Source organism: Neisseria sp. P0008.S004 (assembly GCF_051962755.1).
GTDB lineage: Bacteria > Pseudomonadota > Gammaproteobacteria > Burkholderiales > Neisseriaceae > Neisseria > Neisseria subflava_A.
In genome coordinates this window covers 261,144-274,457 of the sequence record NZ_JBQCUZ010000003.1, presented here as the reverse complement: position 1 = coordinate 274,457, position 13,314 = coordinate 261,144, and the positions used below count along the sequence as shown (strand labels likewise).

The 13,314-nt window shown below is 51.9% G+C and carries 12 protein-coding genes; 5 read left to right on the top strand and 7 right to left on the bottom strand.

The features are described from left to right. The first annotated feature begins 160 nt into the window (after positions 1–160). The 3 genes from ACTHSW_RS04845 to ACTHSW_RS04835 all read left to right on the top strand — a co-directional run bounded on the left by ACTHSW_RS04845 (position 161) and on the right by ACTHSW_RS04835 (position 2,018). Positions 161–355 carry a CsbD family protein gene (locus tag ACTHSW_RS04845; RefSeq protein ID WP_070460560.1) on the top strand — a complete coding sequence of 65 codons (195 nt, stop codon included), beginning with the start codon at positions 161–163 and terminating at the stop codon, positions 353–355. A gap of 71 nt (positions 356–426) precedes the next feature. Further along, on the top strand, positions 427–585 hold the full coding sequence (locus ACTHSW_RS04840; RefSeq protein WP_039862543.1) for a DUF1328 domain-containing protein: 159 nt from the start codon (positions 427–429) through the stop codon (positions 583–585). A gap of 140 nt (positions 586–725) precedes the next feature. Then, positions 726–2,018 (top strand): valine--pyruvate transaminase, encoded by a 1,293-nt coding sequence (locus tag ACTHSW_RS04835; protein WP_070460558.1) that lies wholly within the window; start codon positions 726–728, stop codon positions 2,016–2,018. Positions 2,019–2,086: 68 nt separating this feature from the next. Here the strand turns inward: ACTHSW_RS04835 and ACTHSW_RS04830 are convergent, their stop codons facing one another. The 6 genes from ACTHSW_RS04830 to ACTHSW_RS04805 all read right to left on the bottom strand — a co-directional run bounded on the left by ACTHSW_RS04830 (position 2,087) and on the right by ACTHSW_RS04805 (position 8,984). Continuing rightward, positions 2,087–2,845 carry an iron ABC transporter ATP-binding protein gene (locus ACTHSW_RS04830; protein WP_070460556.1) on the bottom strand — a complete coding sequence of 253 codons (759 nt, stop codon included), beginning with the start codon at positions 2,843–2,845 and terminating at the stop codon, positions 2,087–2,089. An 83-nt stretch (positions 2,846–2,928) separates the two neighbouring features. Continuing rightward, positions 2,929–3,555 carry an FmdE family protein gene (locus tag ACTHSW_RS04825; RefSeq protein WP_070460554.1) on the bottom strand — a complete coding sequence of 209 codons (627 nt, stop codon included), beginning with the start codon at positions 3,553–3,555 and terminating at the stop codon, positions 2,929–2,931. Between the two features lie 88 nt (positions 3,556–3,643). Further along, complete coding sequence (locus ACTHSW_RS04820) at positions 3,644–4,615, bottom strand: iron chelate uptake ABC transporter family permease subunit (RefSeq protein WP_070460552.1); 972 nt, start codon at positions 4,613–4,615, stop codon at positions 3,644–3,646. Further along, positions 4,605–5,573, bottom strand: a complete 969-nt coding sequence (locus ACTHSW_RS04815) for an ABC transporter permease (protein ID WP_070460550.1) — start codon at positions 5,571–5,573, stop codon at positions 4,605–4,607. Before ACTHSW_RS04815 ends, ACTHSW_RS04820 begins: the two co-directional genes overlap by 11 nt. A gap of 230 nt (positions 5,574–5,803) precedes the next feature. After that, on the bottom strand, positions 5,804–6,766 hold the full coding sequence (locus ACTHSW_RS04810; RefSeq protein WP_070460548.1) for a siderophore ABC transporter substrate-binding protein: 963 nt from the start codon (positions 6,764–6,766) through the stop codon (positions 5,804–5,806). A 115-nt stretch (positions 6,767–6,881) separates the two neighbouring features. Continuing rightward, a complete protein-coding gene (locus ACTHSW_RS04805) occupies positions 6,882–8,984 on the bottom strand; it encodes a TonB-dependent siderophore receptor (protein WP_070460546.1) in 2,103 nt (700 codons plus the stop codon). Positions 8,985–9,400: 416 nt separating this feature from the next. Here ACTHSW_RS04805 and groES point away from each other — a divergent pair, with 416 nt between their 5' ends. Both groES and groL read left to right on the top strand, forming a co-directional pair. Further along, complete coding sequence (groES, locus tag ACTHSW_RS04800) at positions 9,401–9,688, top strand: co-chaperone GroES (RefSeq protein WP_003684150.1); 288 nt, start codon at positions 9,401–9,403, stop codon at positions 9,686–9,688. A gap of 98 nt (positions 9,689–9,786) precedes the next feature. Next, on the top strand, positions 9,787–11,421 hold the full coding sequence (groL, locus tag ACTHSW_RS04795; RefSeq protein ID WP_049322649.1) for a chaperonin GroEL: 1,635 nt from the start codon (positions 9,787–9,789) through the stop codon (positions 11,419–11,421). 302 nt (positions 11,422–11,723) lie between these two features. On the opposite strand, the gene katA is transcribed toward groL, so the two are convergent. Further along, positions 11,724–13,238, bottom strand: a complete 1,515-nt coding sequence (gene katA / locus ACTHSW_RS04790) for a catalase KatA (protein WP_070607277.1) — start codon at positions 13,236–13,238, stop codon at positions 11,724–11,726. Positions 13,239–13,314: the final 76 nt, after the last annotated feature.

Genomic DNA, 13,314 nt, shown 5'->3' with positions numbered 1-13,314 from the left:
TAACTTATTGATTATTTATGAAATTAATAAAATATTGGGTAGCTGATTAAAAAATCAGCATTGGCATTGCTTGCAAATTAAAAAATTATCAAGTAAGGTTAAATGCAAGCGGTTTTATCCGTGAGTTAAATATTAATCAATAAGATAGGATGGTATAACCATGAATGAAGATATTATCAAAGGAAAATGGGAGCAACTCAAAGGTAAAGCCAAAGAAAAATGGGGCGAGTTGACAAACGATGATTTAGAAATCATCGAAGGCAAGCGCGATCAGTTGGCTGGTAAAATCCAAGAGCGTTACGGTCGCACTAAAGATGAAGCTGAAAAAGAAATTGATGATTGGTTGAACAGCTAAGACCGTTGAATTTCCCAATAAACGGTCGTGTCTCACTCGACTGTTTTTATATAAACCGAAAGGAAAAAATCATGCTTCATTATTCGATCGTTTTCTTTATAATCGCTATTATTGCGGCTGTATTAGGTTTCGGTGGTATTGCAGGTAGTGCGGCAGGCATAGCCAAAATTTTATTTGCCGGTTTTTTGATCTTGTCGGTAATATCATTGATTTTTGGCAGGAAGAAATAATACCTGTAGACCAATAAGGTTGTATCAAGCCACCATTCCGTCAAATAGGCCGTCTGAAAAATCAGGATAACTGGTTTTCAGACGGCCTTTGTTCTTATAATAGCGGTTTATTTTTTTACACACCCAGCAACGGAGTTTCCATGCAGTTTTCAGCATTCGGCGAAAAATTCACACAACACAGCGGTATTTTGCAGTTGATGGACGATTTGGGCGACGCGCTCAAAAGCGACAAGCCCGTCAACATGCTCGGCGGCGGCAATCCGGCGCGGATCGCTGAAGTCAATGCGGTGTTCGCCGATGTGTTTTCCAAGTTGGCAGCGGAACACGCTGTTGAGAATATCGGCAATTATTCCAATCCGCAGGGCGATGCGGCGCTGATTGCGGCTTTGACTGAGTTTCTCAACCGCGAATACGGCTGGAATCTGACGGCGGACAATATCGCGTTGACCAATGGTTCGCAAAACGCGTTTTTCTATTTGTTCAACCTGTTTGGCGGCAAATTCAATCTTTCAAACAGCCAAACGGCTGAAAAAGCGATTTTGTTGCCGCTTGCGCCTGAATATATCGGTTATGCCGACGTGCATGTCGAAGGGCAGCATTTTATTTCGGTGAAGCCGAAAATCGAAAATGTCGAACACGAAGGCAAAGCGGGCTTCTTCAAATACCGCGTGGACTTTGACGCGCTGGAGAGCCTGCCTGAATTGAAAGAGGGCAAAATCGGTGCGATTTGCTGTTCGCGCCCGACCAACCCGACCGGTAATGTGCTGACCGACGGCGAGATGGCGCGTTTGGAAGCTTTGGCGCAGGAACACGGGATTCCGCTGATTATCGACAACGCTTACGGAATGCCGTTCCCGAATATTATTTACAGCGATGTGACGCTCAACTGGCACGAAAACATTATCCTCTGCTTCAGCCTTTCTAAAATCGGCCTGCCCGGTGTGCGTACCGGCATTATTGTCGCCGCGCCGGAAGTGGTCAAAGCCGTCAGCAGTTTGAATGCGATTGTGAACTTGTCGCCTACGCGTTTCGGCGCGGCGATTGCGGCTCCGCTGTTAAACGACGGCCGTCTGAAACAGCTGGCCGACCAAGTGATTCAGCCGTTTTACCGTCGGCAGGCGCAAACGGCGGTCTCCCTGCTCAAGCGTGAGTTGGGTGCGTATCCGTTGAAAATTCATAAGCCTGAAGGTGCGATTTTCTTGTGGCTTTGGTTTGAAAACCTGCCTGTTTCGTCGCAAACCTTGTACGAAATGCTCAAGGCTGAAGGCACGCTGATTATTCCGGGCGAGCATTTCTTTGTCGGCATTGATAGGCAAGACTATCCGCACGCACACGAGTGTATCCGTATGAGCATTGCGCAGGATGCGGAAACGCTGGAAAAAGGCATTGCCGCGATCGGTCGCGTGGTGCGCGGTTTGTACGATAAAAAATAAATGCTGTGAATAGACAAAGGCCGTCTGAAACCTGAACAATCGGGTTTCAGACGGCCTTTTTGTCGGATTTAGATATGGTGGATAACCAGTTTTTTGCCTTCGTAATCGAGGACGTTGACGTCCATATCGAATAAGGTTTTGATGTTTTCGGCGGTGAAAATATCGTTGGGCTTGCCCTGCATGGCGACTTGGCCGTTTTTCATGGCGACGACGTAATCGGCGTAGGCGGCGGCCTGGTTGATATCGTGCAGGACGACGACGGTGGTGCGTTTGTGTTCGTCGGTCAGCCGGCGCAGGATCTGCATGAGGGAGCGGGCATGATACATGTCGAGGTTGTTCAGCGGTTCGTCGAGTAAAACGTAGTCGGTGCGCTGGCAGAATACCATGGCAATCATGGCGCGTTGGCGTTGGCCGCCGGAAAGCTCGGTCAGGTAACGGTCGGCAAAGTCTTGCAGGTGGAACTCGGCAAGCGCTTCTTCGACGATGGTTTTGTCGTTTTCAGACGGCCTGCCTTGGTGGTAGGGATAACGGCCGAACATGAGCAGGTCGCGCACGGTAATGCGGCTCATGATGCTGTTTTCTTGGGTGAGGATGGAGAGCGTGCGGGCGAGTTCGGCGGTGGGGGTGGTTTTGATGTCTTTGCCTGCGTAGCTGATGTTGCCGTGTATCAAGGGCTGCAGGCGCGCCATAAAGGAGAGGAGGGTGGACTTGCCTGCGCCGTTCGGGCCGATCAGCGCGGTAATGCCGCCTTCGGGAATGTCGAGGCTGACGTCGTTGAGGATGGGGTTGCTGCCGATGGTGTGGCTGACGTTGCGGATGGTAATCATAGGCGGGTCCGAAAATGGGAAGTTGGGGTTTCAGACAGCCTTTCAGCATGAGGCCGTCTGAATTTTATTCCTGTATGGTGTTTTTAGATTTCACTGACGGTGACAAATTCGGGATTGTCGGCTTGGTCAATCAGGAAGGCGCGAACGCGTTCTTGCCAAAGCTCGCCGAATTGTTTGAGTTCGTCGGCACTTGCGCTGCCACTGACGGCTTTGGGCATGATGTCGCGCATTTGCGGCGCAAAGGGTTGGAGCGCGGCGTTGAGGCTGACGGCAACGGTTTTGCCGGTATCGCGGCGGCGGAGCGCGAGTGTGCCGTTGATTTCGCCTGCACCAAAGGACAAGAGGTGGCGGCGGGCAAAGCGCCCGGCTGGGCCTACGCCGCCAAAGCCGGTTTCAGGTGCCGCACCGGTAAGGAGTTGGACGACGGAAGCGGTCACGCCGGTCGTGCCTTCGTCACGCTCGCCCTGCATAAAGGCTTCGATGTCGCCGCGTTGCGGCAGCTCTACGCCGTAAAGGGCTTTCAGGCCTTTGACCACCATCAGGTAGGCACCGGCGACAGTCGGGCAGGAGTGGCCGCACAGGCGCACGGCATCGGCGTAGCGGTAAGTGAGGGTGCCGTTTTCGGCTGCGCCGAGGAAGTCGGCCAATGCGTCTTGGACGGTAATGGTCGGGGCATTATCGAAGAATGAAGGGAGGCGTTCTTGTGTCATGAGGGTTGTCCTTTATGGGTTTGCTTAGGCCGTCTGAAGGTTTCAGACGGCCTGAGTTTATTTTTGCGAGCGGTTGGGCACGTTTAATTTATTTCTTTTTCAACACCAAATATAAAAATACCAATCCGCCTGCAAATTCGACGACCACGCTCAATACAGCCTGCATGCCGAGGAAGTGTTCGAAGATGGTTTGCCCGCCGACCAACAGGATGCCGCCGACACAAAAAGTCATGGGCAGGCGGACGGAATGTTTTACCGACGGGGAAAAATGGTTGGCCAGCGCGGCAACCAGCAGGCCGAAAAAGCTCACTGGGCCGACAACGGCAGTGGCGGTCGCAACCAGCGCGGCGATCCACAACAGCAGCCATAAGGTGTTGCGCGTGTAGTTGATGCCCAAATTGACGGCTTGATTGCGGCCGAGTAGGTAAACATCGAGGCGATGGCGTTCGCGCCAGATCACGGCGGCGCTGATGAGCAACACGATTGCGCCGATGCCCAACAATTCTGAATGGACAGTATTGAAGGTGGCAAACATATTCGCCTGCGCGGCGGTAAATTCTTCGGGATCAATCATGCGCGAAAGCAGCGATGACAGGCTGCGGAACAAAATCCCGAAAATCACGCCGATTAAAATCATGCGCGACAAATCGCGTCCGCCCTGTTTGATAAGCGTGTAGAACAGCAGCAGCGAGCCGCCCATCATGACGACCAGTTCAAAGCCGAATTTTCCCGTCAACGGCAGGGAAGCATAGCCCACGCCGCCGAGCGTAAACACCAGCAAGGTCTGCAAAAACACATACAGCGAATCGAAACCCAAAATCGAAGGGGTCAGAATCGGGTTGTTGGTCAGCGTTTGGAAGAGTTGAGTGGACACGCCGACCGCATAGGCGACCATCAGCAGCGCGGCAAGCTTGGTCAGGCGCAGGTGCAAGACAAAGTCCCAATCGCCTTTGACGTTGAGCGTCATAAACAGAACACAGGAAACCAGCAACAGCGCAAAGGCCACCCACAACGGACGGCTGCTTCCTGCCATAAAACCGATATTTTTTTCAGACGGCATGAGCAGGTTTCCTTAATAAAAGCCACAAAAACAAAGCCGTCCCCATCACACCAAAAACCGTAGAGACCGGAATTTCAAACGGAAACACAATCACGCGTCCGACAATATCGCACAGCAACACCAAAGACGCGCCCAGCAAGGCCACCGCAGGCAGGCTTTGACGCAGTTTGTCGCCCATCAGGCGGCTGATGATGTTCGGCACGACCAAGCCGATAAACGGAATATTGCCGACTGTCACGACCACCAAAGACGTAATCAGCGCCACAATAATCAGCCCCGACCACAGAATCGCCGTCCGGTTCAGCCCCAAGTTCACGCTCACCGTTTCGCCCAAACCCAAAATTGTCAGCTGGTCAGCAATCAAATAGGCAAACAAAGCCAAAATCCCCGTTGCCCACAACAATTCATACCGCCCGAGCAATACGCCGGAAAAATCGCCCTGTTGCCACACGCCGAGCATTTGCAACATTTCGTTTTCATACGCGATAAAGGTGGCCACCGCTTCAATCACACCGCCGAAAATAATCCCGACTAAAGGCACCATCAGTTGCGCGGTCGGCGGCAGGCGGCGGATCAGCAGCATAAAGACCAACATCCCGATCAGCGCGGCAACGGCGGCAACCGACATTTTTGCCAGCAGCGGCGCGGCCGGAAGCAGCAGGGTCATCAACAGCAAACCCAAAGCCGCGCTTTGGCTTGCGCCCACCATCGACGGTTCGACAAAACGGTTGCGCATCAAAATCTGCATAATCATACCGGCCACCGACATCGACGCACCCGTCAGCACAATCGCAAACGTGCGCGGCAGGCGGCTGATGAACATGACCTGTTGACTGTCGGATAGCGAAAACAGGGCGGACCATTTGAATTCGGCCACGCCGACCGACAGGCTGACGGCAAACAATATCAGCAGCGCCACACCGTTGACCGCATTTAAAAATGAAGGTTTGTGAAACATAAAATGGTTCGGAAAAAATAAGGCCGTCTGAAAGAAGGGTTAAGGTATTTGGCAAAAAAGGCAGGTTTGCCCATCATAAAAACAGATGCAAACAGGCAAAAATTGTCCATTTGCACCATGTATTTTCAGACGGCCCAAATCCAATGACTTCAGGTCAAGCAGCTTGATCCTGTGCATCATCAAACCTTTCAGGCCGTCTGAAAGAAGCGGGCGGCTATGCCCGCACCGAATTATTTGGCTGCATTAAACGCATCGCTTACCTGTTTGGAAGCATTCAGCAATTCTTGCGCGCCGCCGGCTGCCAAATAAGTTTCAGGAACAAGGTAAACCACCTGTCCTTTTTTCCAAGCGGTTGTTTCGGCAACCAGTGGATTGTTCAACACATCTTTCGCAGCCTGACCTTCTTCGCCGATGGCCGCGCTGCGGTCCAAAACAAACAGCCAATCAGGGTTTTTCTCTTTCAGGTATTCAAAGCTGATAGGCTGGCCGTGGCTGCCTTCTTTAATCGATTCATCAACAGCGGGAACGCCGATGTCTTTATGCAACCAACCGCCCAAACGTGAGGAAGGGCCGAAAGCCGACATCTTACCGCCGTTGACCAATACCACCAAACCCTTGCCTTTGCCTTGCGCAGCAGTTTTCGCCGCTTCAAACGAAGCATCGATTTCCGCTTTCAGCTTGTCCGCTTCGGCCTGTTTGCCGAAGATTTGACCCAGTGCGTCGATGCGCTCTTTTGAGCTTTCTTTCAGATTGGCGGTTTCGGCGGTCATCTCGATGGTCGGTGCGATCTCGTTCAACTTGTCAAACGCTTTGGCTGCACGGCTGCCGATGATGATGAGCTGCGGTTTGTAAGCGTTGAGTGCTTCGTAGTCAGGCTCAAACTGCGTGCCGGCAGGTTTCGTGGTTTTGAAATATTCGTCCAAGTAGGGCAGGCGGTTTTTGTCGACGGACAAACCGGTTTTCACGCCCAGTTTGTTTAAAGTATCGAGCATGCCCAAATCGTAAACGGCGATACGCTCTGGATTTTGCGGCACTTTCGCATCGCCGCGAGCCGTTTTAATGGTCAGGCTTGCACCTTCGGTTTGTGCGGCAGAAGCGGAAGCAGTTTGCGCCTGATTGGAAGCAGAATCTTTTGGTGAACACGCACCCAAAGCGAGGGTGCAGCATACGGCTAAAGCGGTCAAACGTAACATAGAGTTTCTCCGTAGTCGGAAATAAAGTAAATCGAAATGATAACTTGTATCGGATTATAAAGCTAGATGCCGTCTGAAAACTTTTGTTTTCAGACGGCTTTTTCAAGCTGATTGCTTAGAAGCGGTAGTTCACGCCCAAGCGTACATCACGTCCGGTACCTGGTAGGGTATTGGTCCAGCGTTGGCTGTGCGGATAGTAGAACTTGTTAAACACGTTGTTGACTGAAAGATTGACATTGAGCGTGTCTTTGCCCAGCGGTTTCCAGTTGGCGAAGACATCGTTCACACCGAAACCTTGGCGTACAACGTTTTCCAGTTTGCCGTCGCGACCTTTTTGACCTGCCACCAATATCGAACCCACGGCTTTTTGAACATAGCGTCCGCGCCAGCCGATTTCCAGATTCGGATTTTGGAAGCGGTAGGCAAGGGAGGCCGTCCAAGTGCGGCCGGTTTGTGCGCCAAACTCGGGGTTCGCGCTTAACAATTTATCTTTGTGCGTATCGTAAAAACGCGGTTTGCTGTGGCTTACGCCGACTTTGGCAGTCAGGCCGCCTGTACGGTAGGACGCGCCTAATTCGTAACCGTGGTTTTTGACGTAGCCGGCGTTGACGGCTTCACGGATGGCGACAGAGTCGTGGCGGTTTTGCGGATTGGCAAGCGCGTCTTTGATGGTCTGCCAGAAGTAGCTGCCGTTTGCGGCAAACGTGCCGTCGTTGTAGTTGAAGCCGATTTCGGTATTGCGCGCGCGTTCAGCTTTAGTGCCGTCGGCAATCGAGATGATGCCGCGTTTGCCGTGGGTTTGCAGCGCGTCATACAGGCGCGGGCTGCGGCTGGCGTAGTTGTGGCTTACGCTGAAGCTCAAGTTTTCGACAGGTTGGTAAATTACGCCCAGACTCGGGTTGACTTTGCCGTCTGAAACCGATTTGCCGTCATGGGTTTTGATATCGAAATGGTCGTAACGCAGACCGCCGGTCAGGGTAACATCGCCGATATCTTGGATGGCTTCGACATACACGCCGTAATCGGTTTTGGTCGGGTTGGTCAGGCTGTATCCGCGTACCAGACTTTGCAGGGCGGCATTGGTGCTGGTGTATTGCGAATTCAGGAAGGTATGAGGTTTGATTTCCTGATGGCGGTAGTTGACACCGTATTTCAACAGGGTTTTTTCGGCAAGGCGGCTGTCGAAGTTGATATTTGCACCTTTGGTGGTGATTTTGGTTGTGGTCGGACCTGCCACATTGCCTGCGTAACCGCTGCCGCTGTCATCGGCGGAATAGCGTTCGTTTTCCAACACATAGGCGTTGGCGTTCAGTTTTTCGACAAAGCCCAGGTTTTTACCCGTGTACTCCAAGTTGGTGTTGGATTGGGTAGTTTCACGGTATGAGGGTTTCTGCCTGTCTTTTGCAGGGTTGGACTCGAAGATTGTAAACTCTTCACGCACAGTACGGATGCCCCGGTGCTGGTCTTTCATGTGGCTCAACACGATGCGGTGGTCGCCGTCGCCGAAGGTTGTTCCGATTTTGGCCAGGTAGCTGCGTTTGTCCAGTGCGCTGTAAGGTACGGTTTTGCCGCCGTTGGGACTTTTGTAGCCTTTACCTGCTTCGTAATCTTTTTCATCGTTGCGGTTGTAAGAGAATAAGCCGTCGAAGTTGCCGGCTTTTCCGAACACGCTGGCGCCGTAGTTTACGCCGTCATTGCTGGCATAGCCGCTGCTGAGGCGCACGCCCCAGTTTTTGTCCAAACCTTTTAGCAAGTCTTCGGCATCGACTGTTTTAGTAATAATCGCGCCGTTGGTCGCACCAATACCGGCAGATGCCGAGCCCGCGCCTTTCTGTACGGAGACGATTTTGACCAGCGCAGGGTCGATGATGAAACGGCCTTGGTGATACAGTATTTGGCTGTCGGAATAGGCGTTGTCCACCTTGATGTCGACAGAGTTCTGACCCATGCCGCGCAAGGTCATGTGTTGGGATGTGCCGTTACCGCCGCCGAAATCGATGGCAGGTTCTTCTTTTAATAATTCGCGCAAATCGGTTGATGTGCTTTCGTCTTTTTGACGAAGGGTGACGATATTGGTTTTGATTTTGCTGCCTTGGCGGTCACCTTTAACGGTAACGGTATCAAGCACAACATTGTCTTTGGCTTCATTTTCTGCGTGTGCAAAACCGGCCGCCAGTGTCAGTGACAGCAGGCTCAGTCGAAACAGGGGCGTATTCATTGAGAAATGTCCTTAATAAAATGACAGTAATAAAAAATAAAAGCAAATAAAGAGAAATTATCTTTAAAATATGCAATTAAGAATAATCATCATTTATAATAATGCATTAAAAAGAAATAGTTGTAAAGAGTTGTGTTGCATTTGTAAAGAAATTGTGTTGTTTTTAAACGAATTTTGCAGTTTGTATGTCAGGCCGTCTGAAAAATAAGTGATCGGGCATTTTTGCGTATGAAAATATTTGGAAAGACTACATAGAAATTTTTACTTTTTCCCTTGAATTTGTCGCAAACAACCCAAATCTACCCGCCATTACGGCAGGCTTTCTACTAAGTGTGCCGCTATTTTCAAGCAAACCGTGTCTGTCATGTCCGACAGACAATTGTTTTCAATCTATTTATTTATCGGAGCATTAAGACATGACCATCCGCCCTTTACACGACCGCGTAGTCGTCAAACGCTTAGAAGCTGAAGAAAAAACCGCCTCCGGCATCGTTTTGCCGGGTGCGGCTGCTGAAAAACCCGACATGGGCGAAGTAATCGCCGTGGGTGCGGGCAAAATCGGTAAAGACGGTGAGCGCCGTCCGCTGGATGTCAAAGTCGGCGACAAAGTGATCTTCGGCAAATACAGCGGCCAAACTGTAAAAGCCGACGGCGAAGAGCTGTTGGTAATGCGTGAAGAAGACATCTTCGGTATCGTTGAATAATTATTGAATTAAGTTTCAGAACCAAAGGCCGTCTGAATCAAACATGAAGTTTTCAGACGGCCTCGAACAGATTTTTAATATTGATTTGGAGAATTTAAATGGCAGCAAAAGACGTACAATTCGGCAATGAAGTTCGCCAAAAAATGGTAAACGGCGTCAATGTATTGGCAAACGCCGTACGCGTAACTTTGGGCCCTAAAGGCCGCAACGTGGTACTTGACCGCGCTTTCGGCGGCCCGCACATCACTAAAGACGGTGTGTCTGTTGCAAAAGAAATCGAATTGAAAGACAAATTCGAAAACATGGGCGCGCAAATGGTGAAAGAAGTGGCGTCTAAAACCAACGACGTAGCAGGCGACGGTACCACTACTGCAACCGTATTGGCGCAATCCATCGTTGCCGAAGGCATGAAATACGTGACCGCCGGCATGAACCCGACCGACCTGAAACGCGGTATCGATAAAGCCGTTGCCGCTTTGGTTGACGAGCTGAAAAACATCGCCAAACCTTGCGATACTTCTAAAGAAATTGCCCAAGTCGGCTCTATTTCCGCCAACTCTGACGAACAAGTCGGCGCGATTATCGCCGAAGCGATGGAAAAAGTCGGCAAAGAAGGCGTGATTACCGTTGAAGACGGCAAATCTTTGGAAAACGAGCTGGACGTGGTTGAAGGTATGCAGTTCGACCGCGGCTATCTGTCCCCTTACTTCATTAACGACGCTGAAAAACAAATCGCTGCTTTGGACAATCCGTTTGTATTGTTGTTCGACAAAAAAATCAGCAACATTCGCGATTTGTTGCCTGTTTTGGAACAAGTGGCCAAAGCCAGCCGTCCGCTCTTGATTATCGCTGAAGACGTAGAAGGCGAAGCCTTGGCGACTTTGGTGGTGAACAACATCCGCGGTATTCTGAAAACCGTTGCCGTTAAAGCCCCTGGCTTCGGCGACCGCCGCAAAGCCATGTTGCAAGACATCGCTATCCTGACCGGCGGCGTGGTAATTTCCGAAGAAGTCGGCCTGTCTCTGGAAAAAGCGACTTTGGACGACTTGGGTCAAGCCAAACGCATCGAAATCGGTAAAGAAAACACCACCATCATCGACGGCTTCGGCGACGCAGCCCAAATCGAAGCGCGTGTTGCTGAAATCCGCCAACAAATTGAAACCGCAACCAGCGAATACGACAAAGAAAAACTGCAAGAGCGCGTGGCTAAATTGGCCGGCGGTGTGGCAGTGATCAAAGTCGGTGCCGCTACCGAAGTGGAAATGAAAGAGAAAAAAGATCGCGTGGAAGACGCGCTGCACGCTACCCGCGCAGCCGTTGAAGAAGGCGTGGTTGCAGGCGGCGGCGTAGCCCTGTTGCGCGCACGTGCCGCTTTGGAAAACCTGCACACCGGCAATGCCGACCAAGACGCAGGCGTACAAATCGTCTTGCGCGCCGTTGAGTCTCCTCTGCGTCAAATCGTTGCCAACGCAGGCGGCGAACCTAGCGTGGTCGTGAACAAAGTGCTGGAAGGCAAAGGCAACTACGGTTACAACGCAGGCTCCGGCGAATACGGCGACATGATCGAAATGGGCGTACTCGACCCAGCCAAAGTAACCCGTTCTGCGTTGCAACACGCCGCATCTATCGCCGGCCTGATGCTGACCACAGACTGCATGATCGCTGAAATCCCTGAAGAAAAACCTGCTATGCCTGACATGGGCGGCATGGGTGGTATGGGCGGCATGATGTAAGGCCGTCTGAAACCTTCAGACAAAAAGCAAAACCGCACGGCAAGCAGCCGTGCGGTTTTTTATTTGCCAGAAAGAAGCGTGAGATGGTGAGGGGTATGCCATGATTTACGGAGAAATAAGGGCAGCCAGTCCATTGAATCAGAAGCAATCAAATAAACTTCATCATAAAAAAGGCCGTCTGAAACTTTATTTTGCATTTCAGACGGCCTGATTAATGATCTAAACCGTTACTTTTTATCCGAACGGCTGTATCGGACAGCTTGAAACAAGATTTCTTCAATTTCTATCCACATAATGCCTCCTTACAGTAAACCAGGTTGACCTAAAGCCGGGTCATTGGCTCGTGCCGCTTGGGCATTTTCGACAGTCAGTCCAAGGGCTTTGGCTACGCCTTCGCCGTATGCCGGATCGCAACAGTAGCAGTTGCGGATGTGGCGGTATTTGATGAAGTCGGGCGCGTCGCCCATGGCTGCGGCGGTATTGTCGAACAAAGCCTGTTTCTGCGCGTCGTTCATCAGCTTGAACAAGGCGCGCGGTTGGCTGAAATAGTCGTCATCGTCTTGGCGGTAGTCCCAGTGCGCCGCGTCGCCGTTGATTTTCAGAGGCGGTTCGGCGAAGTCGGGCTGTTGCTGCCATTGGCCGAAGCTGTTGGGTTCGTAGTGCGGCAGGCTGCCGTAGTTGCCGTCGGCGCGGCCTTGCCCGTCGCGCTGGTTGCTGTGGACGGGGCAACGCGGGCGGTTGACGGGGATTTGGCGGAAGTTCACCCCCAGACGGTAGCGTTGCGCGTCGGCGTAATTGAACAAACGGGCTTGCAGCATTTTGTCGGGGCTGGCGCCGATGCCGGGCACAAGATTGCTCGGGGCGAAGGCGGATTGTTCCACATCGGCGAAGAAGTTTTCGGGATTGCGGTTCAACTCGAATTCGCCCACTTCAATCAGCGGATAGTCTTTTTTCGGCCAAACTTTGGTCAGGTCGAAAGGATGATACGGCACTTTTTCCGCATCGGCTTCAGGCATGACTTGGATGTACATCGTCCATTTCGGAAACTCGCCGCGCTCGATGGCTTCGTACAGGTCGCGCTGGTGGCTTTCGCGGTCGTCGGCGATGATTTTTGCGGCTTCTTCGTTGGTCAGGTTTTTAATGCCTTGCCGGCTGCGGAAATGGAATTTCACCCAAAAACGCTCGCCCGCTTCGTTCCAGAAGCTGTATGTATGCGAACCGAAGCCGTGCATATGGCGGTAGCTGGCGGGGATGCCGCGGTCGCTCATGACGATGGTGACTTGGTGCAGGGCTTCGGGCAGCAGCGTCCAGAAGTCCCAGTTGTTCGTGGCGGAGCGCATATTGGTGCGCGGGTCGCGTTTGACCGCCTTGTTCAAGTCGGGGAATTTGCGCGGGTCGCGCAGGAAGAACACAGGCGTGTTGTTCCCAACCATATCCCAGTTGCCTTCTTCGGTATAAAACTTCAACGCAAAGCCGCGGATGTCGCGTTCCGCATCGGCTGCGCCGCGCTCGCCTGCCACGGTGGTGAAACGGGCGAACATCTCGGTTTTTTTGCCGACTTCGCTGAAGATTTTGGCGCGGGTGTATTTCGTGATGTCGTGTGTCACGGTGAACGTACCGAACGCGCCCGAACCTTTGGCGTGCATACGGCGTTCGGGGATGACTTCGCGCACGAAGTCGGCGAGTTTTTCATTCAGCCACAAATCCTGCGCCAGCAACGGGCCGCGCGCGCCTGCGGTCAGGCTGTTTTGATTGTCGGCAACAGGTGCGCCGTTGTTCATGGTCAGGTGGGTAACTGGGCATTTGGAGGTAGTCATGATGATTTCCTTTGCAAAATGGTCAGTGGTTTATAAAACGATTTGCCGGAAGGCATATTCGTAGCCGGTTTCTTGA

What these genes read in the sequence shown, in the direction of transcription:
- ACTHSW_RS04845 (WP_070460560.1), top strand. Translation starts at nt 161, where the DNA reads ATGAATGAAGATATTATCAAAGGAAAATGGGAGCAACTCAAAGGTAAA.
- ACTHSW_RS04840 (WP_039862543.1), top strand. Translation starts at nt 427, where the DNA reads ATGCTTCATTATTCGATCGTTTTCTTTATAATCGCTATTATTGCGGCT.
- ACTHSW_RS04835 (WP_070460558.1), top strand. Translation starts at nt 726, where the DNA reads ATGCAGTTTTCAGCATTCGGCGAAAAATTCACACAACACAGCGGTATT.
- ACTHSW_RS04830 (WP_070460556.1), bottom strand. Translation starts at nt 2,845, where the DNA reads ATGATTACCATCCGCAACGTCAGCCACACCATCGGCAGCAACCCCATC.
- ACTHSW_RS04825 (WP_070460554.1), bottom strand. Translation starts at nt 3,555, where the DNA reads ATGACACAAGAACGCCTCCCTTCATTCTTCGATAATGCCCCGACCATT.
- ACTHSW_RS04820 (WP_070460552.1), bottom strand. Translation starts at nt 4,615, where the DNA reads ATGCCGTCTGAAAAAAATATCGGTTTTATGGCAGGAAGCAGCCGTCCG.
- ACTHSW_RS04815 (WP_070460550.1), bottom strand. Translation starts at nt 5,573, where the DNA reads ATGTTTCACAAACCTTCATTTTTAAATGCGGTCAACGGTGTGGCGCTG.
- ACTHSW_RS04810 (WP_070460548.1), bottom strand. Translation starts at nt 6,766, where the DNA reads ATGTTACGTTTGACCGCTTTAGCCGTATGCTGCACCCTCGCTTTGGGT.
- ACTHSW_RS04805 (WP_070460546.1), bottom strand. Translation starts at nt 8,984, where the DNA reads ATGAATACGCCCCTGTTTCGACTGAGCCTGCTGTCACTGACACTGGCG.
- groES (WP_003684150.1), top strand. Translation starts at nt 9,401, where the DNA reads ATGACCATCCGCCCTTTACACGACCGCGTAGTCGTCAAACGCTTAGAA.
- groL (WP_049322649.1), top strand. Translation starts at nt 9,787, where the DNA reads ATGGCAGCAAAAGACGTACAATTCGGCAATGAAGTTCGCCAAAAAATG.
- katA (WP_070607277.1), bottom strand. Translation starts at nt 13,238, where the DNA reads ATGACTACCTCCAAATGCCCAGTTACCCACCTGACCATGAACAACGGC.